General features: G+C 65.3%; 25 protein-coding genes. 12 read left to right on the plus strand and 13 right to left on the minus strand.

The window, feature by feature from the left end:
- Positions 1 to 67: 67 nt before the first annotated feature.
- Positions 68 to 832 (minus strand): SOS response-associated peptidase, encoded by a 765-nt coding sequence (locus XH84_RS00490; RefSeq protein ID WP_128916705.1) that lies wholly within the window; start codon positions 830 to 832, stop codon positions 68 to 70.
- A gap of 63 nt (positions 833 to 895) precedes the next feature.
- Here XH84_RS00490 and XH84_RS00495 point away from each other — a divergent pair, with 63 nt between their 5' ends.
- The 4 genes from XH84_RS00495 to XH84_RS00510 all read left to right on the plus strand — a co-directional run bounded on the left by XH84_RS00495 (position 896) and on the right by XH84_RS00510 (position 2,702).
- Positions 896 to 1,396, plus strand: coding sequence for a hypothetical protein (locus XH84_RS00495; RefSeq protein ID WP_128916704.1), 501 nt, complete (start codon positions 896 to 898; stop codon positions 1,394 to 1,396).
- Between the two features lie 17 nt (positions 1,397 to 1,413).
- Entirely contained in the window at positions 1,414 to 1,848 is a 435-nt protein-coding gene (locus XH84_RS00500) for an NUDIX hydrolase (RefSeq protein ID WP_128916703.1), read from the plus strand.
- 46 nt (positions 1,849 to 1,894) lie between these two features.
- Positions 1,895 to 2,272 (plus strand): TIGR02301 family protein, encoded by a 378-nt coding sequence (locus XH84_RS00505; RefSeq protein WP_128916702.1) that lies wholly within the window; start codon positions 1,895 to 1,897, stop codon positions 2,270 to 2,272.
- A gap of 163 nt (positions 2,273 to 2,435) precedes the next feature.
- Positions 2,436 to 2,702 (plus strand): hypothetical protein, encoded by a 267-nt coding sequence (locus XH84_RS00510; protein ID WP_128916701.1) that lies wholly within the window; start codon positions 2,436 to 2,438, stop codon positions 2,700 to 2,702.
- Positions 2,703 to 2,759: 57 nt separating this feature from the next.
- On the opposite strand, the gene XH84_RS00515 is transcribed toward XH84_RS00510, so the two are convergent.
- The 5 genes from XH84_RS00515 to XH84_RS00535 form a co-directional block, all read right to left on the minus strand.
- Positions 2,760 to 3,080 (minus strand): cupredoxin domain-containing protein, encoded by a 321-nt coding sequence (locus tag XH84_RS00515; RefSeq protein ID WP_128916700.1) that lies wholly within the window; start codon positions 3,078 to 3,080, stop codon positions 2,760 to 2,762.
- A gap of 10 nt (positions 3,081 to 3,090) precedes the next feature.
- Positions 3,091 to 3,624, minus strand: coding sequence for a DUF4142 domain-containing protein (locus tag XH84_RS00520; protein ID WP_128916699.1), 534 nt, complete (start codon positions 3,622 to 3,624; stop codon positions 3,091 to 3,093).
- Positions 3,625 to 3,712: 88 nt separating this feature from the next.
- Complete coding sequence (locus XH84_RS00525) at positions 3,713 to 4,402, minus strand: RNA polymerase sigma factor (RefSeq protein WP_164935896.1); 690 nt, start codon at positions 4,400 to 4,402, stop codon at positions 3,713 to 3,715.
- A 260-nt stretch (positions 4,403 to 4,662) separates the two neighbouring features.
- Positions 4,663 to 5,532 (minus strand): sulfurtransferase, encoded by an 870-nt coding sequence (locus tag XH84_RS00530; RefSeq protein ID WP_128916697.1) that lies wholly within the window; start codon positions 5,530 to 5,532, stop codon positions 4,663 to 4,665.
- Positions 5,533 to 5,686: 154 nt separating this feature from the next.
- Positions 5,687 to 7,021, minus strand: a complete 1,335-nt coding sequence (locus XH84_RS00535) for a dihydroorotase (RefSeq protein WP_128916696.1) — start codon at positions 7,019 to 7,021, stop codon at positions 5,687 to 5,689.
- Positions 7,022 to 7,122: 101 nt separating this feature from the next.
- Between XH84_RS00535 and ygfZ the strand changes: the two genes are divergently transcribed.
- The 6 genes from ygfZ to XH84_RS00570 all read left to right on the plus strand — a co-directional run bounded on the left by ygfZ (position 7,123) and on the right by XH84_RS00570 (position 13,913).
- A complete protein-coding gene (gene ygfZ / locus XH84_RS00540; protein WP_128916695.1) occupies positions 7,123 to 7,998 on the plus strand; it encodes a CAF17-like 4Fe-4S cluster assembly/insertion protein YgfZ in 876 nt (291 codons plus the stop codon).
- Positions 7,995 to 8,621 (plus strand): DNA-3-methyladenine glycosylase I, encoded by a 627-nt coding sequence (locus tag XH84_RS00545; RefSeq protein WP_128916694.1) that lies wholly within the window; start codon positions 7,995 to 7,997, stop codon positions 8,619 to 8,621. Before ygfZ ends, XH84_RS00545 begins: the two co-directional genes overlap by 4 nt.
- Positions 8,618 to 9,232, plus strand: a complete 615-nt coding sequence (locus XH84_RS00550; protein WP_128916693.1) for a YfbR-like 5'-deoxynucleotidase — start codon at positions 8,618 to 8,620, stop codon at positions 9,230 to 9,232. Before XH84_RS00545 ends, XH84_RS00550 begins: the two co-directional genes overlap by 4 nt.
- Positions 9,233 to 9,447: 215 nt before the next feature.
- Positions 9,448 to 9,954 carry a tyrosine phosphatase family protein gene (locus tag XH84_RS00555; protein WP_128916692.1) on the plus strand — a complete coding sequence of 169 codons (507 nt, stop codon included), beginning with the start codon at positions 9,448 to 9,450 and terminating at the stop codon, positions 9,952 to 9,954.
- 220 nt (positions 9,955 to 10,174) lie between these two features.
- On the plus strand, positions 10,175 to 11,143 hold the full coding sequence (locus XH84_RS00565) for an NUDIX hydrolase (protein WP_128916690.1): 969 nt from the start codon (positions 10,175 to 10,177) through the stop codon (positions 11,141 to 11,143).
- 49 nt (positions 11,144 to 11,192) lie between these two features.
- On the plus strand, positions 11,193 to 13,913 hold the full coding sequence (locus XH84_RS00570; protein WP_128916689.1) for a DUF2339 domain-containing protein: 2,721 nt from the start codon (positions 11,193 to 11,195) through the stop codon (positions 13,911 to 13,913).
- 3 nt (positions 13,914 to 13,916) lie between these two features.
- Here the strand turns inward: XH84_RS00570 and XH84_RS00575 are convergent, their stop codons facing one another.
- Positions 13,917 to 15,605, minus strand: a complete 1,689-nt coding sequence (locus XH84_RS00575) for a methyl-accepting chemotaxis protein (RefSeq protein ID WP_164935895.1) — start codon at positions 15,603 to 15,605, stop codon at positions 13,917 to 13,919.
- Between XH84_RS00575 and XH84_RS39470 the strand changes: the two genes are divergently transcribed.
- A complete protein-coding gene (locus tag XH84_RS39470) occupies positions 15,580 to 15,819 on the plus strand; it encodes a hypothetical protein (RefSeq protein WP_164935894.1) in 240 nt (79 codons plus the stop codon). The two genes, XH84_RS00575 and XH84_RS39470, sit on opposite strands and share 26 nt — an antisense overlap.
- 68 nt (positions 15,820 to 15,887) lie before the next feature.
- Here the strand turns inward: XH84_RS39470 and XH84_RS00580 are convergent, their stop codons facing one another.
- The 6 genes from XH84_RS00580 to XH84_RS00605 all read right to left on the minus strand — a co-directional run bounded on the left by XH84_RS00580 (position 15,888) and on the right by XH84_RS00605 (position 23,425).
- Complete coding sequence (locus XH84_RS00580) at positions 15,888 to 17,858, minus strand: methyl-accepting chemotaxis protein (RefSeq protein WP_128916687.1); 1,971 nt, start codon at positions 17,856 to 17,858, stop codon at positions 15,888 to 15,890.
- Positions 17,859 to 18,056: 198 nt separating this feature from the next.
- A complete protein-coding gene (locus XH84_RS00585) occupies positions 18,057 to 19,799 on the minus strand; it encodes a methyl-accepting chemotaxis protein (RefSeq protein ID WP_164935893.1) in 1,743 nt (580 codons plus the stop codon).
- A 230-nt stretch (positions 19,800 to 20,029) separates the two neighbouring features.
- Positions 20,030 to 20,263 (minus strand): DUF6894 family protein, encoded by a 234-nt coding sequence (locus XH84_RS00590; protein WP_128916685.1) that lies wholly within the window; start codon positions 20,261 to 20,263, stop codon positions 20,030 to 20,032.
- Between the two features lie 166 nt (positions 20,264 to 20,429).
- Entirely contained in the window at positions 20,430 to 21,029 is a 600-nt protein-coding gene (locus XH84_RS00595) for a hypothetical protein (protein ID WP_128916684.1), read from the minus strand.
- A gap of 113 nt (positions 21,030 to 21,142) precedes the next feature.
- On the minus strand, positions 21,143 to 22,129 hold the full coding sequence (acuI, locus tag XH84_RS00600) for an acrylyl-CoA reductase (NADPH) (RefSeq protein WP_128916683.1): 987 nt from the start codon (positions 22,127 to 22,129) through the stop codon (positions 21,143 to 21,145).
- Positions 22,130 to 22,171: 42 nt separating this feature from the next.
- Positions 22,172 to 23,425 (minus strand): MFS transporter, encoded by a 1,254-nt coding sequence (locus XH84_RS00605; protein ID WP_128916682.1) that lies wholly within the window; start codon positions 23,423 to 23,425, stop codon positions 22,172 to 22,174.
- Positions 23,426 to 23,764: 339 nt separating this feature from the next.
- Between XH84_RS00605 and nadA the strand changes: the two genes are divergently transcribed.
- Entirely contained in the window at positions 23,765 to 24,871 is a 1,107-nt protein-coding gene (gene nadA / locus XH84_RS00610; protein ID WP_128916681.1) for a quinolinate synthase NadA, read from the plus strand.
- Positions 24,872 to 25,062: the final 191 nt, after the last annotated feature.

The following is a 25,062-nucleotide window of genomic DNA, read 5'->3' on the forward strand; positions in this document are numbered from 1 at the left end:
CGAAGCGGAGCGCTGATCCGGGACGACAGCGGAGTGAATGGCGGCAGCTCGGCTAAAGCAAACCCGCCTAAAACAATGATCCCTGCCCATCATCCGCCGAGCTGGCCGCGGCCTTCCGCGTCGCCTTCTTCGGCTTCGCAGCCTCTGCCTCCGCCTCCATCTCCTCCGCGCTGATCGGCAAGAGCAGCTGCTCGTCGTCGTTGGCGACGCGGTTGACGCGGGTGGAGATCGGGTGCCAGGCGAACTCGCCGATGCGCGGTGCGGCCATCAGCGGCAGGATCGAATCGATCTCGTCACTGCGGCAATCGAGCCAGCGCTCGAAATCGCGCTCGCTGATGGTGACGGGCACGCGGTCATGCAGCGCGGCGAGATCCTCGCCCGCCGCGGCGGTGAGGATCGCGATGGTGTCGAGTTCCTCGCCGTTCGGCCCGGCCCAGGTCTCGAACACAGCAGCGAAGCCGAGCGGCGCACCGTCGGCGCGGTGGATGAAGAACGGCTGCTTGCGGCCGCCCTCCACCTTCCATTCGTAATAGCCGTCGGCCGGGATCAGGCCGCGCCGCCGGCGTATCGCCTTTTTGAACGCGGGCTTCTCCAGCACCGTCTCGGAACGGGCATTGATCAGGAGCGTAAAACCCTTGGGGTCCTTGACCCAGCTAGGCAAGAGGCCCCAGCGCATCAGGCGGAAATGGCGCGCGCCGTTCTCGACCAGCACGATCGGAATGGGCTGCGTCGGGGCGACATTGTACCGGGGCGGGAAGTTCGGCTGCTCGACATAGCCGAACAATTGCCGCAAAGCCGCGGGGGCCGAAGTTATGACGAAGCGTCCACACATCCCAAGGCGTCTATATAGGGTTCGTTCAGGTCCTTTTAACCCCGAACGTTAACACTGCGGCAGATGAGCTCAACGGCCTCCCAACCCGCGCGGACGCATGTACAGACGGGCCCCGAGGCCACCGCCTGGGCCGAGCGGCTGCGCGTGGCCAATATCAATCCGCGGACCGGGCTTGCCACCGACTATCTCAACCATTTCAATGAAGCCGTGATGCTGCTGGAAATGGTTCCCGACATGCCGGAATGCGCGGAAGATTTTTTGACCTGGACGCCGCTGTCCTATGCCGAGCATTTCACGGCGTCGAATTTCAAGGCGCGCGATCTCGCCATCGAAGCCTATGAGAAGGCCGATCCCAACCTGCGCGCCCAGTTCGACCACCTCACGGACACCATGACCTCGATTTTAACGGCGGTCGGCTCGGCCATGCGCGAGGTCGAGAAGGACACGACCCGCGTCCGCCTCGCCGAGCAGGCCGCCCTCTGGGTCAAGCCGCTGATCGCCGCCTGCGGCGGCATCATCAATGGCGGCGCGGAAGCGGACGTCGACACCATCATGTCGAACTAAGCCAGATCGTTGAAGAGATGCCGGCCGTCGTCCAGCCCACCCACCCCCAGATCGCGGTCAGTGCCGCGATCTTCCGTGACGGCAGGGTGCTTCTGACCCGCCGCGCGCGCTCGCCGGCGAAGGGGTTCTATTCGTTGCCCGGCGGCCGGGTCGAGTTCGGCGAATCGCTGCACCAGGCACTGAGCCGCGAGGTCGACGAGGAGACCGGGCTTCGAATCGAGATCGTCGGCCTTGCCGGCTGGCGCGAGGTGCTGCCCGCCGCGCCCGGCGCCGGCCATTACATAATCATGTCCTTTGCCGCCCGCTGGGTGGCCCGGGAGCCCTCGCTCAACGACGAGCTCGACGATTACCGCTGGATCGCCCCGGATGCCCTCGCCAGCCTCGGCGACCTCAAGCTGACCGGGGGGCTGGAGGAGGTCATCCAGTCCGCCGCGCGCCTGATCGGCCCCTGACCACCCGCCTTGCGTCATCAGCCCCGAGGGGGCATACACCCCGCCGATGTCCACGCGATTTCTGGCCATTTTTGCCCTGATTCTCGCCTGCGCCTCCGGACCCATGCGGGCCCAGGACGTGGCGGCGCCGTTCGACGCCGATTTGCAGCGGCTGGCCGAGATCCTCGGGGGGCTGCACTATCTGCGCGGCATCTGCGGATCCAACGAGGGCAACAAATGGCGCAACGAGATGCAGGCGCTGATCGATGCCGAAACCCCCTCCGGTGAGCGCCGCACCCGCATGATCGCCGGTTTCAACCGCGGCTATAACGGCTTTCAGCAGACCTACCGCAGCTGCACGCCGGCCGCGACGGTGGCGATTCGCCGCTATATCGAGGAAGGCTCGAAGATCTCGCGGGATCTGACGGCGCGTTACGCGAACTGATTTCTTGGCGCGCCCCGCATGACAGCGGCTGGAACCCTGTCATCGACTTTGTTCACAGCCGTTAACCGTTCTTAAAGATGTGGCCTAGCGGTCGTTAACGCCCGTGCTAAACCTCTCGCACAGCGCATCGCCGTGGATCGCGCCCCAGCCCTGATCGAGTTTCATGAGCCAGCCGATTTCCTACGCCCCCGCCCGCGCGCCGCTGCCCGATCACGAGCAGAAGCAGGCCGCACTGGGCTATCTCAACGAAGCCTGGGCCGAGGCGCGCCATGACGGCGTCGACGGCGACTGCCTGGCACAGGCGAGCCTGTTTGCGGCTTTTGCCGAGCTCGTCGGCACCTATGGCGAGGATGCGGTCGCCAAGTTCGTCGAAGGCTTTCCCGGCCGCATCCGCAATGGCGAATTTTCGGTCACGCTCGCGAGGCAGTAGCCTTTCGCGAAAAGGACCCCGCCACGCGGGCGGGGCCAGTGAAAGCTCCCTCCTCCCTCAAGGCTCGATCTTGAGCGTCGCCTTCATGTTGGGATGATAGCGGCAGTAATACTCGACCGTTCCCGCCTTCTTCAGAACTGACGTCGCCGATTTCTTCGGCGGCAGTGTCACGTCGAAATCGCCGTTCTTCGCGGTGGCGGTATGGGCGAAGACGTCCTTGTTGACCCAGTTGACGGTATCGCCGACCTTGGCCGATATCTCAGCCGGAGAGATCACGAGATTCTCCATCGTGATCTCTATCGTCGCGGCGTGCGCCGGGACGACCATCGCCGCGCAGACGAGCGCGAGTGGAAGCGAAAACAGCCGTCCCGACATCATCGCACGCTCCCTATTTCAGCTCGGTCGCGACATGCTCGGCGTGCTGCTGATGGCCCTGGAAGATCTTCAGGCCGGTCTGCAGCAGGCTCTTCAGCTCGGCATTGCTGGCCGAGGGAATGAGCTGAGTCTCCAGCGCGCCGTTGACCTGCTTGTGGTAGGCCACCTCGTTGGCGACATAGGCCTTGTCGAAGGCAGCGCCGCTCAGCTTGTCGAGCTCGGCGAGCTTGTCGCTGGCCTGCTTGGACAGCGCCTTGCTGGTGTCGTTGTCTTCAGGGGTGACGTTCAGCTTCTTGACCAGCGCGAGCGCCTGCTTGTTGACGGCCTCGTGGTCGCGCAGCATGTCCTCGGCAAACGCCTTGACGTCCTTGCTCTTCGCCTTCTTCTGCGCCTGCTTGGCGGCGTTGATGTCGATGACTCCAGCGGTATAGGCGATATGGGCGATCTGCGGATCGGTGGGCTTGTCGGCTGCACTGGCGCTTTGCAGCAGCGCCGGACTGGACAACAGAATTGCGGCAGCGATCGCCGCGCTCCAACGGACAAACATGGTTTGACACTCCTGTGCTGCCGGACGTTTGCCGGCGTTGCTTCACAGGAGTTGGATGGGCGTCTTATGCGAACGTTCCCGAAAAATTTCAGCCGCCGACACCAAGGCGCTTCAACACCGCTTCGGTCAGACGCTCGCAGCGCCAGCCGGCGAACGGGAACGCGTCCATCATCACCGGACCGATCTCCTTCTCGACATTCTCGCGCAGCATGGTGCGGGCGCGATGCAGCCGCGTCTTCACGGTTTCCGGCTTCACGCCGAGCAGATCTGCGGTCTCCTCGATGTTCATGCCCTCCATGACCCGCGCGATGAAGACCATGCGGAAGACGTCCGGCAACTCGTCGATGGCGCGTTCGACGACGCGCTGGATTTCACGTTGAGCCATGGTCCTTTCCGGATCGCCTGCGGGAGAAACGGGAAATTTGATGATCTGCGCCTCGAGCGCCTCTTCCGGCACCGCGCCAAGCTCGACATGCGGCTTTGCGCTTCGCACCCGGCCAAGCGCCTCGTTGATGGCAATACGCGACAACCAGGTCGACAGTCCCGACTCGCCACGGAAGCCATCGAGATGGGTGAAGGCGCGGACATAGGTTTCCTGCACCACGTCCTCGGCCTCGCTGTCGCTGCGCAATATCCCGCGCGCGAGGCGATAGAGCCTGCGATTGTTGGCCTGCATGATCTCGCGGATTGCGGCCTCGTTCCGGTGCCGCGCGCGGTCGATCAGCTCGGCTTCCGACGTCCTGATACCGGCGGTCAGGCCGGCTGCGGTCCCTGGCATGGCGGGTATCCTGTCTCCATTGGTTCCGGACATTGGATGCAGGCCGGGAAGAAAGGTTCCGAGATTTCTTACCCTCCCCTGGAGGGGACGGCCATCGCATATAGCATTTTGCACGAGCTGAGCGCGCGCCTCGTCCTTCGAGACGACCGCTTCGCGGTCTCCTCAGGATGAGGCTAAGCAGCATCGATCCTCGTTAAAACTAGCGCAAAGCACTCGGCGTCTCGAAGGATGGCCACAGGCGAAATCGCTCCCGAGCCAACCTAATCCGTCTCGATCGGCAGCGCCGGATCCCTCGCCCATTCGCCCATCGAGGCGTCGTAGAGCGTCAGCTTGTCGTAGCCGAGCTGCGTCAGCAGGAACAGGTCGATGGTCGCCGAAATGCCGCCGCCGCAATAGCAGATCACGGTCCTGTCCCGCGTGACGCCCTGGGCCGCGAATTTGGCTTCGGCATCCGCAAGCGTCGTCAACGTCTTGTCGGCATTGGTGAGCGTCGCAGCTGATACGTTGACGCTGCCGGGAACGCGGCCGGGCCGGCCGTAGCGGCTCGGCTCGAGGCCGCGATGAAACTGCGGCCCGAGCGCGTTGACGATCACCGTCGCGGGATCGCCGATCCGCGCCTTCACATTGGTCTTGTCGACGAAGAAGCCCGTGCGCGGCGTCGCCTTGAAGGTCGTCGCGGGATAGCCTTTCGGTGCGCCTGTTGCGACCGGCCGCCCCTCCTCCTTCCATTTGTCGAAGCCGCCATCGAGCACAAGCGCGTCGATGCCGAGCGAGCGCAGCATCCACCAGAACCGCGTCGCCCACATCATGGTGCCGATGCTGTAGAGCACGACGGTCTTGCCCGCATCGAGGCCATGCCGGCCGAAGGCGGCCTCCAGTTGGGCAACATCAGGCATCATGAAGAAGTGTTGCGACGAGGTGTCGGAGAACTCGCCTTGCAGGTCGAGGAAATCGGCGCCCGGAATGTGCCCGGCTGCGAAGGTCTTGTCGCCGGGCACGGCGCGATACGGCACGTCGCTGCCGGGTGGGACCGGCTCGTTGTAGGTCGTGCAGTCGTAGAGGCGAAGGTTGGGATCGCCGAGAATGGCGGTGAGTTGCTCGGTGGTGATGAGGGCGGCTGGCTGGGACATCGGACTGCACTCCCATTCGAGAGGAAATGTAGACCCATCCCCTCGTCATTGCGAGCGCAGCGAAGCAATCCAGGCTGCCGCCGCGGATGGATTCTGGATTGCTTCGCTGCGCTCGCAAGACGGGTGGGGAAACAGTGTGCATCCCCACATCAACCTACGGCTTCAGCGTCTCCAGAAACCGCACCGCTTCGCCTTGCGCGGGCGTCACCAGCTCGCCCTGCCACATCACCCGGCGGCCGCGGACGAAGGTGCCCACGGGCCAGCCGGTGACACGCACGCCGTCATAGGGCGTCCAGCCGGCTTTCGACGCCACCCATTTGTTGGTGATGGTCTCGCTGCGCTTGAGATCAACGACCGTGAAATCGGCGTCGTAGCCGGCAGCGATGCGGCCCTTACAGGCCATGTTGTAGAGGCGCGCGGGACCGGCGCTGGTGAGGTCGACAAAGCGCGCCAGCGACAGCCGGCCCGCGTTGACGTGGTCGAGCATCAGAGGCACCAGCGTCTGCACGCCGGTCATGCCGGAGGGCGAGGCGGGATAGGTCTTCTGCTTCTCCTCCAGCGTGTGCGGAGCGTGGTCGGAGCCGAGCACGTCGATGATGCCCTGCTCGATGCCGCGCCAGATGCCGGCCCGGTGATCGGCCCCCCGCACCGGCGGGTTCATCTGCGCGAGCGTGCCGAGTTGCTCATAGCATTCGGGCGCGACCAGCGTCAGATGGTGCGGCGTCGCCTCGCAGGAGGCAACGTCCTTGTGGTCGCGCAGGAACTCGATCTCTTCCCTGGTCGAGATGTGCAGCACGTGGATGCGCTTGCCGGTCTCGTGCGCGAGCTTGACCAGGCGCTGCGTCGCCATCAGCGCCGCGGTCTCGTCGCGCCACACCGGATGCGACCGGGCATCGCCCTCGATGCGCAGCGATTTGCGATCGTTGAGGCGGTATTCGTCCTCGGCATGGAACGCGGCGCGGCGGCGGATCACCTGGAAGATGCGGCGGAGACTCTCGTCGTCCTCCACCAGCAGCGCACCGGTCGAGGAGCCGATGAACACCTTGACCCCCGCGCAGCCGGGCGCGCGCTCCAGTACCGGCAGGTCCTGCACGTTCTCACGGGTGCCGCCGATGAAGAAGGCGAAATCGCAATGCATGCGGTGATGGGCGCGCTTGACCTTGTCGGTGAATTCGGCCTCCGTCACCGTCAGCGGCGCGGTGTTCGGCATCTCGAACACGGCGGTGACGCCGCCCATCACGGCGCTGCGCGAACCGGTCTCGAGGTCTTCCTTGTGCGTCAGGCCGGGCTCGCGGAAATGCACCTGCGTGTCCATCACGCCGGGCAGGATGTGCAGGCCCTTGCAGTCGATCACCTCCGCGGCGCTGTCTTGCGACAGCGGACCCAGCTCGGCAATGCGCCCCTCCGTGATGCCGATATCGCGAACAATCTCGCCGTCCTGGTTGACGACGGTGCCATTCTTGAGGATCACATCGAAGCGCTGGGTCATGGCTGAAGGCCTCTCTCGTCCCCAAGCGCAGGGCTCGAGGTCTTGTCGTTTGTGCCTCGCGGGCTTACGTTCCGGAGCAACATGTCGCAAGAGATTTTCGCATGAAATCAGCGTTTCTTCCCGACCGGGGCGTGATCAAGGTCGCGGGCGAGGATGCGCGCAACTTCCTCAACGGCCTGGTCACGACCGACGTCGACAGGCTGAAGCCGGGCCTGGGGCGATTCGGCGCGCTGCTGACGCCGCAGGGCAAGATCATCGTTGATTTCCTGATCATCGAGGTGCCCGCAGGCCATGGCGGCGGGTTCCTGATCGACTGCCCGAAAGCGCTGGCAGACAACCTCGCCACCAAGCTGAAATTCTACAAGCTGCGCGCCAAGGTCACGGTGGAAAACCTCGATCTCGGCGTGCTCGCCGCCTGGGACGGCCAGCCCGCGACGCAGCCAGACCTTGCCTTCGCCGATCCGCGTCAAGACGGGCTCGGCTTTCGCATCCTGATCCCTGAAGATCTCAAGCAGAAGCTCTCCGACCTCATCGGGGCCGAACTGGTCGATGCGAGCGAATATGAGGCGCACCGCATCGCGCTCGGCGTGCCGCGCGGCGGGCTCGATTTCACGTACAGCGATGCGTTTCCGCACGAGACCAATATGGACCGTCTCGCCGGGGTCGATTTCGACAAGGGCTGCTATGTCGGCCAGGAGGTCGTCTCGCGCATGCAACATCGCGGCACCGCGCGCACCCGCAGCGTGAAGGTGCTGCTCGACGGCCCCTCGCCCGAAGCCGGCGCGACCATTCTCGCCGGCGACAAGCCGGTCGGCACCATCGGCTCGACGTCCGGGGGCAAGGGCATCGCTTTGGTGCGCATTGACCGTGTCGCCGACGCGCTCGATGCCGGCCAGCCGCTCACCGCCGGTGGTCTCGCGTTGAAGCTGGCAGAACCTGAGGTCGTCCGTATCCCCGCGAAGCAGCCTACCGCATGAGCCGAGCCCCCCGCCTGCATCCCGACGGAAAGACCCGCTGTCCCTGGCCGGGCGACGATCCGCTCTACGTCGCCTATCACGACACCGAATGGGGCGTGCCGGAATATGATGACCGCGCGCTGTACGAGAAGCTGATCCTCGACGGCTTCCAGGCCGGCCTGTCCTGGATCACGATCCTGCGCAAGCGCGACAATTTCCGCAAAGCCTTCGACGATTTCCAGCCGGAGAAGATCGCGCGCTACGATGCCAAAAAGGTTCATGCCCTCATGAACGATGCCGGCATCGTCCGCAACAAGGCCAAGATCGACGGCGCGATTCTGAGCGCGAAGTCGTATCTCGACATCATGGAGAAGGGCCCCGGCTTCTCGAAGCTGCTGTGGAACTTCATGGACGGCAAGCCCAAGGTCAATCATTTCAAGACCACGGGAAGCGTGCCCGCCTCGACGCCGCTGTCGACGCAGATCTCGAAAGAGCTATCCTCCCGCGGCTTCAAATTCGTCGGCCCGACCATCGTCTATGCCTTCATGCAGGCGACCGGCATGGTCAACGACCATCTCGTCGACTGCCATTGCCACGCGACCTGCGGCAAGACGCAGCGCAAGCCGCGCCTCAAGGCCAAATGACGGCGAAGAAGACCGCGCGCAACGCGCAGTCCCGTGCCTGGCAGCGCATGCTGTCGGGCCGGCGGCTCGACCTGCTCGATCCCTCCCCGTTCGATGTCGAGATCGCCGACATCGCGCACGGGCTGGCGCGCGTCGCGCGCTGGAACGGGCAGACCATCGGCGCGCATATCTTTTCGGTCGCGCAGCACACGCTGCTGGTGGAGACCGTGCTGCGGCACGAGATGCCGCGCACCGATCAGCGCATGCGGCTCGCCGCATTGCTGCATGATGCGCCGGAATACGTGATCGGCGACATGATCTCGCCGTTCAAGGCCGTGCTCGACGGCCATTACAAGGCGGTCGAGAAGCGCCTGCTCGGCGCCATCCATATCCGCTTCGGACTGCCGCCGGTCTTGCCGGAGGAGATCACGTTAGCCATCAAGGCCGCCGACCGCGGCGCGGCCTATCTGGAAGCGACCGAGCTTGCCGGCTTCAGCGAAAGCGAGGCAAGGCGGCTGTTCGGCAAGGATCCCGGCCTCACCGACAGCGTCCGGCGCGACTATCTGACGCCCTGGACCGCGGCACGGGCCGAGAAGCAGTTTCTGGAGCGGTTTGGCGCGGTGTTTGCGTAGGGCATTGTCGCGGATTGGTGGCGCCTATTATTCCGGTGTCATCCCTGCGAAAGCAGTCCTGTAGGGCGGGCAAAGGCGCTCTTGCGCCGTGCCCACCATCCTTTCGCATTTGCGACAAAGTAGTGGGCACGCGTCCGTCTTCGCTCTGCGAGCTACGGCGGACGCTTTGCCCACTCTACAAGCACCGGCTATAGTTAGCGGCAAAAAGGTCCGCCATGATCCACGTCTGTTCCCTCGCCGCGCTTCCCGAAACCGTCCGTCTCACAGGGGCCAGCCATGTGCTGACCGTGATGGCCAATGTCGAGCAGGTGGCGAGGCCGGTCTCCGTGCTGCCGGCCAATCACCTCAAGGTCTCGATGGACGACATCACCGAGGAGATGGACGGTTTCGTCGCACCGTCCGAGACGCATATCGATCAGGTGCTGACTTTCGTGCGCGGCTGGGACCGCAGCGCACCGCTGGTTGTCCATTGCTATGCCGGCATCAGCCGCTCCACCGCGAGCGCGTTTGCCGCGGTCTGCGCGCTCAATCCAAACCGCGACGAACTCGAGATCGCCAGGAAGATCCGCGCGGCCTCGCCGATCGCCTCGCCGAACCGGCGCATCGTCGGCCTTGCCGACCGTGCGCTGGGACGCAGCGGCCGCATGCTGCGCGCCCTCGACGAGATCGGCCCGGGCGCGATGATGGTCGAGGGCCGCCCCTTCGTGATCGACCTCGAATGACAGCTGGGCGCTACAAGGTAGGTGCGCCCCCTCTCCCGCTTGCGGGAGAGGGTCAGGGAGAGGGTGTCTCCGCATCGGGACAGCCCCCTAGAGGAAAAAGCCCTCTCCCGGCGCTACGCGCCGACCTCTCCCGCAAGCGGGAGAGGTTGCAGCGAGCCCGCGGAGAGCCCGCCGTTATTGATTGGCATATCTCTTCCTCACCCCCCGCGATCGCCAACGCATGAGCGAGACCCTGCTGACGCCGATCGAGATCGGGCTGACTGCGGCGATCGTCGCGATCGAGGGCCACGAGCCCCTGATCCTCACTGCGCGCGGCAGTGACGGGCTCGCCGGCCTGCCGTTCGGCCCGTTCGACGCCCTCGCGCACCGCACCTTCGAGATCGGCCTGCGCGCCTGGGTCGAGGAACAGGCGGGCTTGCGGCTCGGCTATGTCGAGCAGCTCTACACCTTCGGCGATCGCGGCCGCCATGCCGAAGCCGGCGATATCGGGGCGCATATGGTGTCGATCGGTTATCTCGCACTGACGCGCGCGGTGGACGGCGAGCTTGCAGCAAACGCGGCGAGCTTCGCGCCATGGTATCGTTTCTTCCCCTGGGAAGACTGGCGCGAGGAGCCGCCAGCGATCATCGCCAGCGACATCATTCCCGCGCTGACCGAGTGGGCCGCGGAGGAGACCCCGGAGACAACGCGCGCGCTGCCGCGCAAGGATCGCGTGCGGTTCTATTTCGGCCTCGACGGAGCGGCCTGGGACGAGGAGCGCGTGCTCGACCGCTACGAGCTTCTGTACGAGGCCGGGCTGGTCGAGGAAGCCCGGCGCGACGGCCGCCCTGCGGCATTAGCGCGCAAGACGCTTCCCCCGCTCGGGACCTCGATGCGGTTCGACCACCGCCGGATTCTCGCGACAGCGATCGCCCGGCTGCGTGCAAAACTGAAGTATCGTCCTGTGGTCTTTGAACTTTTGCCGCCCGAATTCACACTTACCGAACTGCAGCATACGGTGGAGGCGATTTCCGGCCGGCACCTGCACAAGCAGAATTTCCGCCGTCTGGTCGAAATGGAAGCCCTGGTCGAACCGACCGGGGTGATGTCGACACAGACGGGCGGACGGCCGGCGGCGCTCTACCGCTTCCGCCGCGACGTGCTCCAGGAGCGGCCCGCGCCGGGCTTGCGCGTCCGCTCCCGGCGCTAACTCGAGATTTGCGTGATCGGCCCCTGCCCGTCGATCGCCTGGAGGCTTCATGTTCGACGGCCCGTTTGACGTCTTTGCGCTGATCATCGCGATCATCGCCATCCTGATCGCAATCAAGGCCTCCAGCCAGGCGGCCGAGCTGCGCCGGCGATTCAACGCGCTGGAGGAGAGGTTCTACGCGCAACGGCAGGTCCAGCCGCCACCGCTGATGCCGATGCAGGAGCAGGCGCCCGCCCCCGCGACAATGGCCGCCGAGCCGCCGCCGCTTGCGCCTGAAGCCGAGCCGGCGCCGCCTTCGCTCGTCACTGAACAGGCGTCCCCGCCTCCGCTCGCGGCGAGCGCCTCCGCCGATGCACCGCCTCCCCTGCTGCCGCCGGCACCTGATATTCGAGAACCTGGCTTCGAGGAGCAGCTCGGCACGCGCTGGGTGGTGTGGATCGGCGGGCTTGCGCTCGCGCTCGGCGGCTTCTTCATGGTGCGCTATTCGATCGAGGCCGGTCTTCTCGGCCCCGGCGTGCGCGTGTTCCTGGGCGGCCTGTTCGCAGCGGCGCTGCTGGCAGCTGGCGAATGGACGCGGCGCAAGGAGAGCATCTCCAACATCGCGGCGCTGCCGATCGCCAACATTCCCGCGATCCTCACCGCGGCGGGGACCGCGGTGGCGTTCGCCACCATCTATGCCGCCTATGCGCTGTACGGCTTCCTCGTGCCCGCCACCGCCTTCGTGCTCCTCGGCATCGTGGCCATGGGCACGCTTGCTGCCGCCCTGCTGCACGGACCGGCGCTCGCCGGCCTCGGCGTGGTCGGCGCGTTCGTGACGCCGGTGCTCGTCTCCAGCGGCAAGCCGGACTATTGGGCGCTCTACATCTATCTTGCCGTCGTCACCGCCGCGAGCTTCGGCCTCGCCCGCATCCGGCTGTGGCGCTGGCTGGCGGTCACGACGATCGCCTTCGCCGTGCTCTGGCTCTTCCCGGGCCTCGACACCGAGCAAGTCCAGGTCGCGCCGCACGCCTTCCATGTCGTCGCGGGCTTCGCGCTGGCCGCACTGCTCGTCGTCTGCGGCTTCATGTTCGGACCTGCAATCGAGGACGGCGAAATCGAGCCGATCTCGTCGGGCTCGCTCGGCGCCTATCTGTTCGGCGCGATGCTGATCGTGCTGTCGAGCGCGCATGCGGACCTGGCGCTGATCGCGTTTGCGCTGCTCGTCGGCGCAACCCTGCTCGTCGCCTGGCGCGCGCCGGCGGCGACCGGCGCCATCGGTGCCGCCGCGGCTGCCGTCTTCATCGTGTTCGCCGAATGGGCCGTGCGCGCCAATCCCGACATGCTGGTGCTGCCGGGCGGCGCGATGTCCGGCATCGGGCCCAGCGCGATCGACAGCTCCGTGACGCTGCATCTGGTGACGGCCGCGATCTTCGCCGCCGGCTTCGGCATTGCGGGCTTCCTCGCGCAGGGCCGGTCGAATTCGGCGGTCATCCCGGTGGTGTGGTCGGCGGCAGGCGTCGCCACGCCGATCGCGATCCTGGTTGCGCTCTACGCGCGTATTGCTCATCTCGACCGCTCGATCCCGTTTGCGATCCTCGCCGTGCTGCTCGCCGCGGCCTTCGGCGCCGCGACCGAGGCGCTCACGCGCCGCGAGACCCGGCCGGGGACCATGATCTCCACCGCCTTGTTCGCGACCGGCACGCTCGGTGCGCTGGCGCTGGCGCTGACCTTCGCGCTGGAGAAGGGCTGGCTGACGATCGCGCTGGCGCTGATGTCGCTCGGCACCGCCTGGATCTCGATGCAGCGGCCGATCCCGTTCCTGCGCTGGCTCGCCGCGATCTTCGCCGGGCTCGTCACCGCGCGCATCGCCTATGATCCGCGCATCGTCGGCGATGCCGTCGGCACCACGCCGATCTTCAATTGGCTGCTCTGGGGCTACGGCCTTCCGGCGGCCTCGTTCTGGGGCGCGAGCATCTTCCTGCGCCGTCGCGCCGACGATCCGCCGCTGCGCATGGTCGAGACCGCCGCGATCCTGTTCACCGCGTTGCTCGCCTTCATGGAGATCCGGCACTTTGCGACCGGTGGCGACATGATCTCACCGCCGTCGCTGCTCGAGTTCGCGCTGCAAGTCTGCATCACGCTCGCGATGGCGATCGGGCTGGAGCGCCTGCGGCTGCGCAGCCACAGCATCGTGCACAATGTCGGCGCCGTCGCGCTCACGGCGATCGCCGGGCTCATCAGCGTGTTCGGTCTTCTGATCCTGGAGAATCCGCTGCTGTTCTCCAGCGTCAATGTCGGCGGCTTCGCCTTCAACCTGCTGCTGCTCGGCTATGCGCTGCCGGCGGTGCTGATGCTGCTGCTCTCTTACGCCGTCGCCAGCCATCGCCCTATCGCCTACGCCAACACGATCACGGGTGGCGCCCTGGTGTTCGCGCTCACCTATGTGACGCTGGAGATCCGCCGCTTCTATCACGGCCCGGTGCTGCTCTACGGCGGCACCACGAGCGCCGAGCAATATACCTATTCGATCGGCTGGCTCGCGTTCGGGGTGGTGCTGCTCGGCGTGGGAATCCTGGTCAATTCGGAGCGTGCGCGGCTGGCCTCGGCCGCCGTCATCGCGCTGACGATCCTGAAGGCCTTCGCCATCGACGTGTGGACGCTGACAGGCGTCTATCGCGCGCTGTCGTTCATGTGCCTCGGCGTCGTGCTGGTCGCGATCGGCTGGCTCTACCAGCGCATCCTGTTCCGGCGGCAGGTCGCACCGCCGCCGGCTCCGCAAACAGGCGCGTGAAGATCAGGCCGCGCGGACCGATTCCAGGAACTGCGCGACCTCGACTTTCAGACGGGTGCTGTCGGTCGCCAGCGATTTCGCGGCCGAAAGCACTTCGCCCGAGGCCGAGCCGGTGTCGATCGCGCCGCGCTGCACGTCGGTGATGTTGGACGAGACTTCCTGGGTGCCGAGCGCGGCCTGCTGGACGTTGCGCGAAATCTCCTGCGTCGCAGCGCCCTGCTCCTCGACAGCGGCGGCGATGGCTGAGGACACCTCGGACAACCGCTCGATGGTACCGCCGATCTCCTGGATGGCGGTGACGGATTCCTGCGTCGCGGCCTGAATCCCCGCGACCTGCGCCCCGATCTCGCCGGTTGCCTTCGCGGTCTGCTCGGCCAGCGCCTTGACTTCGGATGCGACAACGGCAAAGCCGCGGCCGGCTTCGCCGGCGCGCGCCGCCTCGATGGTCGCATTCAGCGCCAGGAGGTTGGTCTGGCCCGCAATGGTGTTGATGAGCTCGACGACGTCGCCGATGCGGGAGGCCGCCTGCGACAGCGCGTTGACGCGGTCGTTGGTCCGCGCCGCCTGCTCGACGGCTTCCGCGGCCATCCGCGCCGAATCCTGCACGCGGCGGCTGATCTCGGTGATGGAGGACGACAGCTCTTCCGAGGCGGACGCCACCGCCTGGACGTTGGTGGAGGCTTCCTCGGACGCAGCGGCAACGACGGTTGCGAGTTGCTGGCCGCGCTGCGCCGTGCCGCTCAGCGTGGCCGCGGAGGCCTCGAGTTCGGTCGAGGCCGAGGACACGGTCTCGACGACCTCGCCGATCATGGCTTCGAAATTGCGGGTGATGGCATCGACGCGGCGGCCGCGTTCGATCTTGGCCTCGGCGTCCCGCGCAGCCGCCTCGTCGGCGGCCTTCTTGGCGATCAGCGCCTCCTTGAAGATCTGCAGCGCATCCGCCATCGATCCGATCTCGGTCTTCTCGCCGCGATGCGGCACCTCGGCCGAGAGGTCCCCCTCGCCGAGGGACTTCATCGGACGGATGATCGAGGCTATGCCGCGAGACACATCGCGCACGAGATAATAGGCGGCGCCGATCGCGATCACGACGGAGAGCACGATGATGCCGACCAACACGCGGAAAATCGTGGCGTAGCTGTCGGCCGCCTGCTTCGTCTCCAGCTCGGCACCTTGGTTATTGAGCTCGATGCCCTTCTGAAGCAGGGGATCGGCGGCCTGGGCCATCTTGGCGACCTTGGTCTGCAACATCTCGTTGGCGTCGGTCGGGAAGCGGCCGACGCTCTTGCGCGACAGCGCCATCGTCTCCTGAACGCCATTCAGGTATTCGGCCCAAGCCTTGACCCACTGCCCGTAAATCGAGCGTTCCTCCGGCGAGTTGATCAGGCCTTCATAGACCTTACGCGTCTTCTCGATGCGCTCGCGGAGGGGAGCCATGCGCTTCTCAGCGGCGTCCTTGCCTTCAATACTCTCCTGCATCAGGTGAAGTCGCAAGACGACGCGCAGCTCGTTGATGTCGGCGCGCATCGAGCCGAGTGCACGCACGCTCGGCAGCCAGCTCTGCGCAATCTCGACCGTGTGGGCGTTGATGTTCTGCATGGTGCCGATCGCCGTCACGCCGACACCGGCGAGCGAGAGAACGAGAACTGACAACACGGTCAGAAGCTTGAAGACGATCGACAACTTCGACATCACACAAATCCCAACGATGCCTGGCAATGCGCACGTCACCTGCGCCACGGGTGTCACGACGGACGACCGGGCGGGGGTCAGTTTCAACAATGCTGGCTGGTTCTTATTCCGTAAGATTGCGCCCCATAATTGCAAGCAGGCGTTAACAGGAGCCTACGCAAAACTACGGGCCGGCCTCGTCGGGCGTTATTTTCTCCGCAACCGTCTGTTGTAGCTGCACGAACACCTGGTGCTGCGGCGCCAAATACCACGCGCCGCCACGTTCGCCTTGCGGCGGCCGCCTCAGGCCGCCCGCACCGTCTCCAGGAAGCGCGCGACCTCGCTCTTGAGCCGGTTGCTCTCCTGCGACAGCGACTTCGCGGCCGAATGCACCTGCGCCGAGGCGGCCCCGGTCTCGCCGGCGCCGCGCTGGACGTCGGCGATGTTCGACGAAACTGCCGAGGTACCTTGCGCCGCGTGCTGGATGTTGCGGGAGATCTCCTGCGTGGCAGCCCCTTGTTCCTCCACCGCGGCGGCAATGGTCGACGAGATCTCCGACATCTTCGCGATGGTGTCGCCGACCTCCTTGATTGCGCCGACGGACTCTTCCGTCGCGGCCTGGATCGCGCCGATGTGCTGACCGATCTCTCCGGTGGCTTTCGCGGTCTGCTCGGCGAGCGCCTTCACTTCGGTCGCGACCACTGCGAAACCCTTGCCGGCTTCACCCGCCCGCGCCGCCTCGATCGTCGCGTTGAGCGCCAGGAGGTTGGTCTGTGCGGCGATGGTGTTGATCAGCTCGACCACGTCGCCGATGCGGGAGGCAGCCTTCGTCAGTTCGGCGACCCGCGCATTGGTGCGCTGGGCCTGCCCGACCGCGACGTCGGCGACACGCGCTGATTCCTGCACCTGGCGGCTGATCTCGGAGATCGATGAAGTCATCTCCTCGCTCGCGGAGGATACCGACTGCACGTTGGCGGACGCCTCCTCCGAGGCCGCCGCCACGGCAGTGGCAAGCCCGTTGCCACGCTCGGCGGCGTGGGTCAGCGTGTTCGATGACGCCTCGAGTTCGGTTGCCGCCGACGACACCGTCTCGATGATCTCACCGACCGCGCCCTCGAAGTTATCGGCAAGCCGCTGCATGTCGGCCTTGCGCTGCTCGCGACCCCGCGCGTCCGCTTCAGTCTGCTCGGTGCGCAGCCGCTCGGCTTCCGCCATGTTGCTCCTGAACACCTCGACGGCACCGGCCATCTCGCCGATTTCATCCTTGCGCCCGATACCGGGAACGGAAATCGAGAGCTCGCCGCGCGCAAGCCGCGTCATCGCGCCGACCATCGCTGCGAGCGCCTTCGAGATCGCACGTCCGAGCAGGAAGCCAACCGCGGCGAGCACCACGAGGGTGACGCCGAAGGCGACCGCCATCCATAGCCGCACGGCGTCACGTGTTGCAGCCTCGGCGGTCCCGGCCTGCTTATGCTGGGCATCGACGGCAGCCTGCACCTCGGCCATGACAGGCTCGATCTCGCGGAAGGTCTTCATCATGCTGGCATCGAGGGCCGCGCTCTGCTGCGCCGCCTCCGCCCAGGCCATGAATCCGGATTGGTATTTCTGGAGCTTAGCCGTGATGTCGTCCATCACGGCCGTAGGGACTGCGACAACTTCGATTGCCTTGGAGAATTCCGCCGCGGCCTTCCTTATCTCGGCAATGTATTTCGGATCGCGCCGCAGCATGAAGTCCTTCTCGTGCCGGCGCATCATCAGCATCCAGCTCGTCGTCCTGGGATCGTCGATCTCTTTCAGCTTGGCCTCGATGTCGTGCACGGCGGTACGAAGCGAGCCGGACAGGCCGAGCGTCTCGTTGAGCCCGAGCCTGGTCTCGGCCGCCACCTGTGCGGCGAAGTCCGACGCGTAATGCCTGAAGCCGTCCTGGGCCTGCTTCACCCTGTCGGATAGCGCATTCATGCCGCTGGCCGCCATCAGCCGCCCCATCTCGTCGAAATCGCGGTTGATCGGCCCGATCAGTTCGGCATGCGCCTTGGCGAAGCTCTCGTTCCGGCGCTGCTGAAAATTCTTCTCGTTGCGGCGCGCCTCAAGCATCTCGATCGAGAGCTGCTTGTTGAGGTCGGCGATTGCGCGGGCGCGGTCAGCAGTGCTGCGGGAGGCGTCCTGGGAGAGACTGCCGATCTGGTAGATCGCGCCGAAGGCGACGAGCCCGATGAGGCCGAACAGTCCGATCGCCATGACCTTGTGGGTTAGGCGAATGGAAATGCCACTCATGAATGTGCTCCAACGATTGAGACGCAATACGCGAAAGGCGACTCAGCGCCCGGAATATTGCGGGCATCATGACTGCCTCGCTTTTCCGGAAGGTTAACCTTGTGCGCAGGGGGTCGCGGTGTGGAAATACGAACGCGCGCAGCCGCCGCGCAGTCACGCGCGACGGTTGCAAGCGGATCTGCCGAGCAATATCGGCCATCAGGCGGCGCGCACGGTGCCGAGAAACTTGCCGACCTCGAGCTTGAGGCGATTGCTGTCACCCGACAGCATCTGAGCGGCGGACAGCACCTGCGAGGAGGCCGAGCCGGTCTCGCTCGCGCCGTGCTGCACATCGGTGATGTTGGACGACACCTGATGGGTGCCCTCCGCCGCCTGCTGCACGTTGCGGGAAATCTCCTGCGTCGCCGCGCCCTGCTCTTCGACGGCAGCTGCGATCGTCGAAGAGATCTCCGACAGCTTCTCGATGGTGTGGCTGATGTCCTTGATGGCGCCGACGGAGTGCTCGGTGGCGGTCTGGATGCTGGCGATTTGCTGGCCGATCTCGCCGGTCGCCTTCGCGGTCTGTTCGGCGAGCGCCTTGACCTCGGAGGCGACGACGGCAAAGCCGCGGCCCGCCTCGCCGGCGCGCGCGGCCTCGATGGTTGCATTGAGCGCCAGGAGATTGGTCTGGCCGGCGATGGTGTTGATCAGCTCGACCACGTCACCGATCCGCGACGCGGCCGCGGAAAGCTCGCCGACGCGGTCGGTCGTGGTGCGGGCCTGGCTCACCGCCTCGCTGGCGACGCGCGCGGATTCCTGCACCTGCCGGCTTATCTCGGTGATCGACGACGACAGCTCCTCGGTCGCCGATGCTACCGACTGCACGTTGGTGGAGGCTTCTTCCGACGCCGCGGCGACCAGGGCGGTGAGCTTTTGCGTGCGCTCGGCGGTCGAGGTCAGCGTGGTGGCGGATGCCTCGAGCTCGGTCGAAGCCGAGGACACCGTGCCGACGATCTCGCCCACCGCCGCCTCGAAAGTGTCCGCGAGCTTCTGCATCTCGGCCTTGCGCTGCTCGGCCGCGATCTGATCCTGCCGCACCTTGGCTTCCGCTTCCTCGCGGGCCTTCTGCTCGGACACGACCTTGAATTTCTCCACGGCGCCAGCGACCTCGCCGACTTCGTCCTTGCGGCCGAGGCCCGGGAGCACCACTGAGAAGTCGCCGCCGGCGAGCTTCTCCATCGCCAAGGTCAGCGCGCGCATGGGCCGCGCGATGCTGAAGACGGAGAAGATGCACGCGCCGATCAAGACGAGCGCGACCAGCACGCCGGTGACCAGCGACGTCCGGGCAACCGACGCGGCCTCGGCTTCCGCTTCCGCGCGCGCCTCGAGGCTCTTCTGCTTGGCGAAATCGGTGATCTGGTTGGCCAGCTCGGTGATCTCTTCGTTGATCGGCGCAAGCGTTCCCTTGCGAAAGCGATCGACCTCGGCCACGAACTTGGCGATCTGCGCCACCGCCTCGGCGTCCTTCTTGCCGTCGAGCGCGAGCTCCTGCTTGCGGATGGCCTCGATCTGCTGCTCGCCCTTGCCGAAATTTCCGATCAGGACGGTCAGGCGATCGATCCGCTTGTGATTTTCGGCCGAGTGCGACAGCTTTGCCATCTCGCCGGAGAATTTCAGCGCCGCTGTCTGGCGGTCGTTGAAATAGGTGACCGCCTTCTGCATCTCGACCGGAGAGGACGACGTCAGGATATCGCGAATGCCGATTTGCATGCCCCGGACCGACGCCTTCGCTTCCGCAGCGTTTTGCGCGATCGCCTGCTGTCCGGACGCTTCACTGCCGAGCTTCTGAACCTCGGCGCTCCCGCTCATCTGGAGAAAGATCATGAGCGCGACGAGCCCGATGGTCAGCGCGGAGGTGACGGCGAGCTTGGTGCCAATTCGCAGGTTCTGAATGAACATCATCGAAGTATCCCCGGAGGTACGCATCTGCCGCGACGAAGCGCGTGCACAACCCGGGAAGGCTAACAGCGAAGTTCCTCATTAACGTTAAGCAGGAACTCGGCGCGCTAGGTAGAAGTACTGGAAAAGCCGCCCAACCTTTTTGGCTCCTCGCAGCTTTTGCGTGCAATGAAATCCACTTCGCGGATTTGCACGCATGGGCATCGTTAACGCCGCTCGCACCATCGCAATCGTCAGCGCACGTTCTCGCCGACGAGGCTGATGCGAAAGACCGGCTTCTTGTTCTCGTCGAGCAGCTCCATGCACCACTCGGCGTTCGGCTTCAGGCTGCGCGCGATGCCGCCGAGCAAATTGGCGCACACCTCCGTCATCTCGGTCCAGGCGGCCGCGCGATCCTCGAACTCGTACGGCTGGTCGGCGGCGCCGGAATAGCGACCGGTACTGATGCGGAAAAAGTACAGCGACATCGTTGAACCCTTTTATCGGGCCGCGCCCCCCCGGCCGTACGCAAACTGGAGCGCGAACAGCTACCAACGCATGAAAGCCGCCGTCCGTATGACTACGGCGCGGCGGCTTCATGTTCGATCGAGGTCTGCAACGATTAAGGCGTGCGGGCAGTCCCGCAGGGCCGTCTCACTGGGTCGAGCGGCGCAGCTCCAGCGGGGCCTCGTTCTTGGCGGGCTCCGACTTGATTTCCGACTTCACCGGCTCGAGCCGGCTGGTCTCGACCCGCGGCGTCTCCACGCGGGCGGCGACTTCGGTGTTGGCCGGGCCGACCGAACCGGTGTGCTCCAACCTGTGCAGCGAGCGCGGCCGCGCCGCAGCGCGCGCCATCAGCATCTGATTGCCGCCCTGGTGATGGAAATCGCAATAGGCGAAGCCCATGCCCGACACCGAGCCGCGGAAGCTGCGATCGTCGGTCTTTTCCAGGTTGAAACAGGGCTCGAACGGAATGCCCTTGATCGAGGCGCAGACATTCTGGCCGCGGATCTGGAGCGTATTGCCGGGCAGGCGGAGATGCTTGACCGGGCCTGCACCCGAGAACTGCACCGCACCGGCGGCGCCGAGATCGTCGAGGATGCGGCCTGCACCGCGGGTGCCGTCGAAACAGGTGAAGGCAAACACTTTGCCGGCCACGAAGCGACGCGCCTCGTCGGCGTTCATGCTCCCGGCAATGGCCGGCGCAAACGTCGCTGCCGCCGTGACAGCCCCCAACACAATACGCGCAAGCATGCTCAACTCCGAACCCAACCCCGCAGCGGGCGATGCCTTATCTCTTTACCCGCTGCTTACCATACTAACCATGGCAACATTGGAGCAGCTTGGTTGGTAAAGTCTAAACGTCCTTAAGCGATTTTTACCACGATGCGCCCGCGCACTTCACCGGCCAGGATTTTCGCGCCCCAATCCGAAACCTCGGCGAGCGGAATTTCCTTAGTAATTTCAGACAGTTTTGTCCGATCCAGGTCGGATGCGAGGCGCTGCCATGCGGCCTTTCTGGGCTCGATCGGACACATCACGGAATCGATGCCGAGAAGGCACACTCCGCGCAAAATAAACGGCGCCACGGAGGACGGCAGGTCCATGCCCGCCGCCAGGCCGCAGGCCGCTATCGCTCCGCCATATCTCGTCATCGAGAGCAGATTGGCGAGGGTGGTCGAGCCGACGCTATCGACGCCACCGGCCCAGCGCTCCTTGGCGAGAGGTTTGGCCGGCGCCGACAATTCGTTGCGATCGATGATTTCGGCAGCTCCCAGGTGTTTCAGATAGTGGGCCTCCGAGGCGCGGCCGGTCGAGGCGATGACGTGGTAGCCGAGCTTCGAGAGCACGGCGATCGCGACCGAGCCGACACCGCCGGCGGCGCCGGTCACCACCACCGGGCCGCTCTTCGGCGACAGACCGTGCTTCTCCAGTGCCAGCACCGAGAGCATCGCCGTGAAGCCGGCGGTGCCGATCGCCATGGCATCGCGCGCCGAGAGCCCTTGCGGAAGTGCGACCAGCCAGTCGCCCTTCACCCGCGCCTTCTCGGCATAGGCGCCGAGATGGGTCTCACCCATGCCCCATCCGGTGCAGACCACCTTGTCGCCCGCCTTCCACTGGGGATGCGAGGATGCCTCGACCGTACCGGCGAAGTCGATGCCGGCGATCATCGGGAAGCGGCGCACCACCGGCGCCTTGCCGGTGAGCGCAAGGCCGTCCTTGTAGTTCAGCGTCGACCATTCCACGCGGACCGTGACGTCGCCGTCCATCAGTTCGGCTTCATCGAACTGCGTGAGCGCGGCTTTGGTGCCCTTGTCCGCCTTGTCGATCCGGATCGCCTTGAATGTGGCCACGACTGAACTCCCTGACTTTGTTGGTCGGGGATGTTTAGCCGATCAGGCAGGCTGCGCAACCGCCCGTGCGACGGGTTTTTCCACGATCGGAAGATTGATCAGCGCGGAGAGCACGCCGAACAGGATCGAGAGCCACCAGATCGGCGTGTAGGAACCGAAGCGCTCGAACACGATGCCGCCTAACCAGACGCCGAGGAAGCCGCCGACCTGATGGCTGACGAACGCGAAGCCGTAGAGCGTCGCAAGCCAGCGCGTGCCGAACATCAGCGCCACCAGCGCCGAGGTCGGCGGCACCGTGGAGAGCCAGGTCAGGCCGGAGATCGCACCGAACGCGATCGCCGAGGACGGCGTGATCGGGAACGAAATGAAGGCGAGTGTCGCAAGCGCGCGCGTCAAGTAGATGGTCGAGAGGATGTAGCGCTTGGGAAGTGAGTTCTGGAGATAGCCGACGCTCAAGGAGCCGATGATGTTGAACAGGCCGATCGCCGCGATCACCCAGCCACCGGTTTGCGCGGAGATGCCGCGATCGACCAGGAAGGCCGGCAGATGCACGGTGATGAAGGCGAGCTGGAATCCGCACGTGAAGAAGCCGAGCACAAGCAGCACGTAGGAACGGTGACCGAAGGCTTCGGCGAGCGCCTTCGTGAAGGTCTGCTCGTCCGCCGGCGTCGCGTTCGCCGCGTGTGCGACCGGCGGCGTCGAGAGCGCCAGTGACAGCGGGATGATCAGCAACATCAGGAAGCCGAACACGGAGAGCGCCTGCTGCCAGCCGAAATTGTCGATCAACGCGACGCCGATCGGCGCGAACAGAAACTGCCCGAACGAGCCCGCCGCCGTGCCGGCACCAAGCGCAAGGCCGCGCTTCTCGGCCGGCAGGAGCTTGGTGAACGCCGACAGCACCAGATTGAACGAGCAGCCGGCAAGACCAAAACCGACCATGACGCCGGCACCGATGTCGAGCGACAACGGCGTCGTGGAGTAGCGCATCAACAAGAGGCCGCCGGCATAGAGCAGAGCTCCGACGCACATCACCCGAAACAGTCCGAAGCGATCCGCGACCGCACCGGCGAACGGCTGGCCCAAGCCCCACAACAGATTCTGCACGGCGATCGCGAGGCCAAACACGTCGCGGCCCCAGGAGAATTCGTGGCTCATCGGCTGCACGAAGAAGCCCAGCGCCGAGCGCGGACCGAAGCCGAGCATGCCGATCGCACAACCGCAGAGAATGATGACGGCCGGGGTGCGCCAGTTGGAGGAACGTGAGGCGGGAGCAAATTCGCTCGCTGATGTCGACATGGTGCTCCTCATCTGTCATTGGCGGATTCGCAAGGCGACCGCCGCGAATGTGCCATTTAATGCACTTGCATGAAAATCCCAAGCCAAAAACGGTTGCATTTCACGGGGAGCTGTCGCGGGAGCATTGCATTTCAATGTGGCCTCGGCCGACGCGTCAGGCCCGGTCTGACGGAAATGTGTGCGGACGGATCTGGCGATCCCTGGCACAGCATGTTATCTTTGATTTGCTCAGACTGAGTATATATGACCTTGAGGAAATCCGCGCCGGCCTCTCGGCCGGATTATTCAGGACTCATATATACTCAATATGAGTACAACTGAAATGCAAGGGAGGCTTCGATGCCGATCGCTGGAATTTACGGCCCCGACGACTTTGCCAACCGGCCCCAGGGCCACGTCACCGCCTCCCCTCGTGCCGCGCCGGGGCGGACCGTACCTGCGCTGCCGATGCCTTCGCTGGAATGGACGCCGGAGGTCGCACGCGCCACCGCGCCGCTCTACGAGCGCGTGAAGCATGTGATCCCGCCGATCGAGTGGCCGCTGATGGCGCCGACGATCCTGGCGATCAACGAGCTGAAGCGCGCGCGCGGCGCGGTGATCCTCGCGCACAATTACCAGGCGCCCGAGATCTTCCACTGCGTCGCCGATATCGGCGGCGATTCGCTTCAGCTCGCCGTCGAGGCCACCAAGGTGAAGGCCGGCATCATCGTCCAGTGTGGCGTGCACTTCATGGCGGAGACGTCAAAACTGCTCAACCCGCACAAGACGGTGCTGATCCCGGATTCGCGTGCCGGCTGCTCGCTCGCCGCCAGCATCACCGGCGCCGACGTGCGGCTGCTGCGCGAAAAATTCCCCGGCGTGCCTGTGGTCGCCTATGTCAACACGTCCGCGGAGGTGAAGGCCGAGGTCGACATCTGCTGCACCTCGTCGAATGCGGTGCAGGTGGTCGAGAGTCTGGGCGCGCCAAGCGTGATCTTCCTGCCCGACCGCTATCTCGCCACCTACGTGGCTTCGAAGACCGACGTGAGGATCATCGCCTGGAAGGGCGCCTGCGAGGTGCACGAGCGTTTCAAGGGCGAAGAGCTGCGCGCTTTCCGCGAGGCCGATCCATCGGTGCAGATCATCGCGCATCCAGAATGTCCGCCGGACGTGCTGGCGGAGGCCGACTTCACCGGCTCGACCGCGCACATGATCAACTGGGTGCGCGAGAATCGACCGCGACGGCTGGTGATGATCACGGAGTGCTCGATGGCCGACAATGTGCGCGCCGAGCTGCCCGGCGTCGAGATGCTGCGCCCCTGCAATCTCTGCCCGCATATGAAGCGCATCACGCTCGCCAACATCCTGGACAGTCTGCTCACGCTCCGTGAGGAGGTAACGATCGATCCCGCGCTCGCAGTGCGCGCGCGGCATTCGGTCGAGCGCATGATCAACCTGAAGAATTGAAGGCACCCCGCCGCAGCAAACACCGCTGTCGTCCCGGACAAGCGTAGCGAAGCGAAGCGCAGATCCGGGACCCATAACCACAGGGAGAAGTGGTTGCGAAGGAAGGCAAGACGCAGCTTCGCGCAACAACTTCCGTCGCAGCGTATGGATCCCTGCCTCGCAGGGACGACAGCGGAGTGAATGGAGAGAAC

The sequence above is a fragment of the Bradyrhizobium nanningense genome, from assembly GCF_004114535.1.
In the GTDB taxonomy this organism is placed as follows: domain Bacteria; phylum Pseudomonadota; class Alphaproteobacteria; order Rhizobiales; family Xanthobacteraceae; genus Bradyrhizobium; species Bradyrhizobium nanningense.

Coding starts and splice junctions, on each gene's coding strand:
- XH84_RS00545 (WP_128916694.1), top strand. CDS start 7,995: ATGAGCCGAGCCCCCCGCCTGCATCCCGACGGAAAGACCCGCTGTCCC.
- XH84_RS00510 (WP_128916701.1), top strand. CDS start 2,436: ATGAGCCAGCCGATTTCCTACGCCCCCGCCCGCGCGCCGCTGCCCGAT.
- XH84_RS00580 (WP_128916687.1), bottom strand. CDS start 17,858: ATGAGTGGCATTTCCATTCGCCTAACCCACAAGGTCATGGCGATCGGA.
- XH84_RS00590 (WP_128916685.1), bottom strand. CDS start 20,263: ATGTCGCTGTACTTTTTCCGCATCAGTACCGGTCGCTATTCCGGCGCC.
- XH84_RS00495 (WP_128916704.1), top strand. CDS start 896: ATGAGCTCAACGGCCTCCCAACCCGCGCGGACGCATGTACAGACGGGC.
- XH84_RS00500 (WP_128916703.1), top strand. CDS start 1,414: ATGCCGGCCGTCGTCCAGCCCACCCACCCCCAGATCGCGGTCAGTGCC.
- XH84_RS00515 (WP_128916700.1), bottom strand. CDS start 3,080: ATGATGTCGGGACGGCTGTTTTCGCTTCCACTCGCGCTCGTCTGCGCG.
- XH84_RS00525 (WP_164935896.1), bottom strand. CDS start 4,402: ATGCCAGGGACCGCAGCCGGCCTGACCGCCGGTATCAGGACGTCGGAA.
- XH84_RS00535 (WP_128916696.1), bottom strand. CDS start 7,021: ATGACCCAGCGCTTCGATGTGATCCTCAAGAATGGCACCGTCGTCAAC.
- XH84_RS00595 (WP_128916684.1), bottom strand. CDS start 21,029: ATGCTTGCGCGTATTGTGTTGGGGGCTGTCACGGCGGCAGCGACGTTT.
- XH84_RS00530 (WP_128916697.1), bottom strand. CDS start 5,532: ATGTCCCAGCCAGCCGCCCTCATCACCACCGAGCAACTCACCGCCATT.
- XH84_RS00490 (WP_128916705.1), bottom strand. CDS start 832: ATGTGTGGACGCTTCGTCATAACTTCGGCCCCCGCGGCTTTGCGGCAA.
- XH84_RS00585 (WP_164935893.1), bottom strand. CDS start 19,799: ATGATGTTCATTCAGAACCTGCGAATTGGCACCAAGCTCGCCGTCACC.
- XH84_RS00555 (WP_128916692.1), top strand. CDS start 9,448: ATGATCCACGTCTGTTCCCTCGCCGCGCTTCCCGAAACCGTCCGTCTC.
- ygfZ (WP_128916695.1), top strand. CDS start 7,123: ATGAAATCAGCGTTTCTTCCCGACCGGGGCGTGATCAAGGTCGCGGGC.
- XH84_RS00520 (WP_128916699.1), bottom strand. CDS start 3,624: ATGTTTGTCCGTTGGAGCGCGGCGATCGCTGCCGCAATTCTGTTGTCC.
- XH84_RS00575 (WP_164935895.1), bottom strand. CDS start 15,605: ATGTCGAAGTTGTCGATCGTCTTCAAGCTTCTGACCGTGTTGTCAGTT.
- XH84_RS00570 (WP_128916689.1), top strand. CDS start 11,193: ATGTTCGACGGCCCGTTTGACGTCTTTGCGCTGATCATCGCGATCATC.
- nadA (WP_128916681.1), top strand. CDS start 23,765: ATGCCGATCGCTGGAATTTACGGCCCCGACGACTTTGCCAACCGGCCC.
- XH84_RS00505 (WP_128916702.1), top strand. CDS start 1,895: ATGTCCACGCGATTTCTGGCCATTTTTGCCCTGATTCTCGCCTGCGCC.
- XH84_RS00550 (WP_128916693.1), top strand. CDS start 8,618: ATGACGGCGAAGAAGACCGCGCGCAACGCGCAGTCCCGTGCCTGGCAG.
- XH84_RS00565 (WP_128916690.1), top strand. CDS start 10,175: ATGAGCGAGACCCTGCTGACGCCGATCGAGATCGGGCTGACTGCGGCG.
- XH84_RS00605 (WP_128916682.1), bottom strand. CDS start 23,425: ATGTCGACATCAGCGAGCGAATTTGCTCCCGCCTCACGTTCCTCCAAC.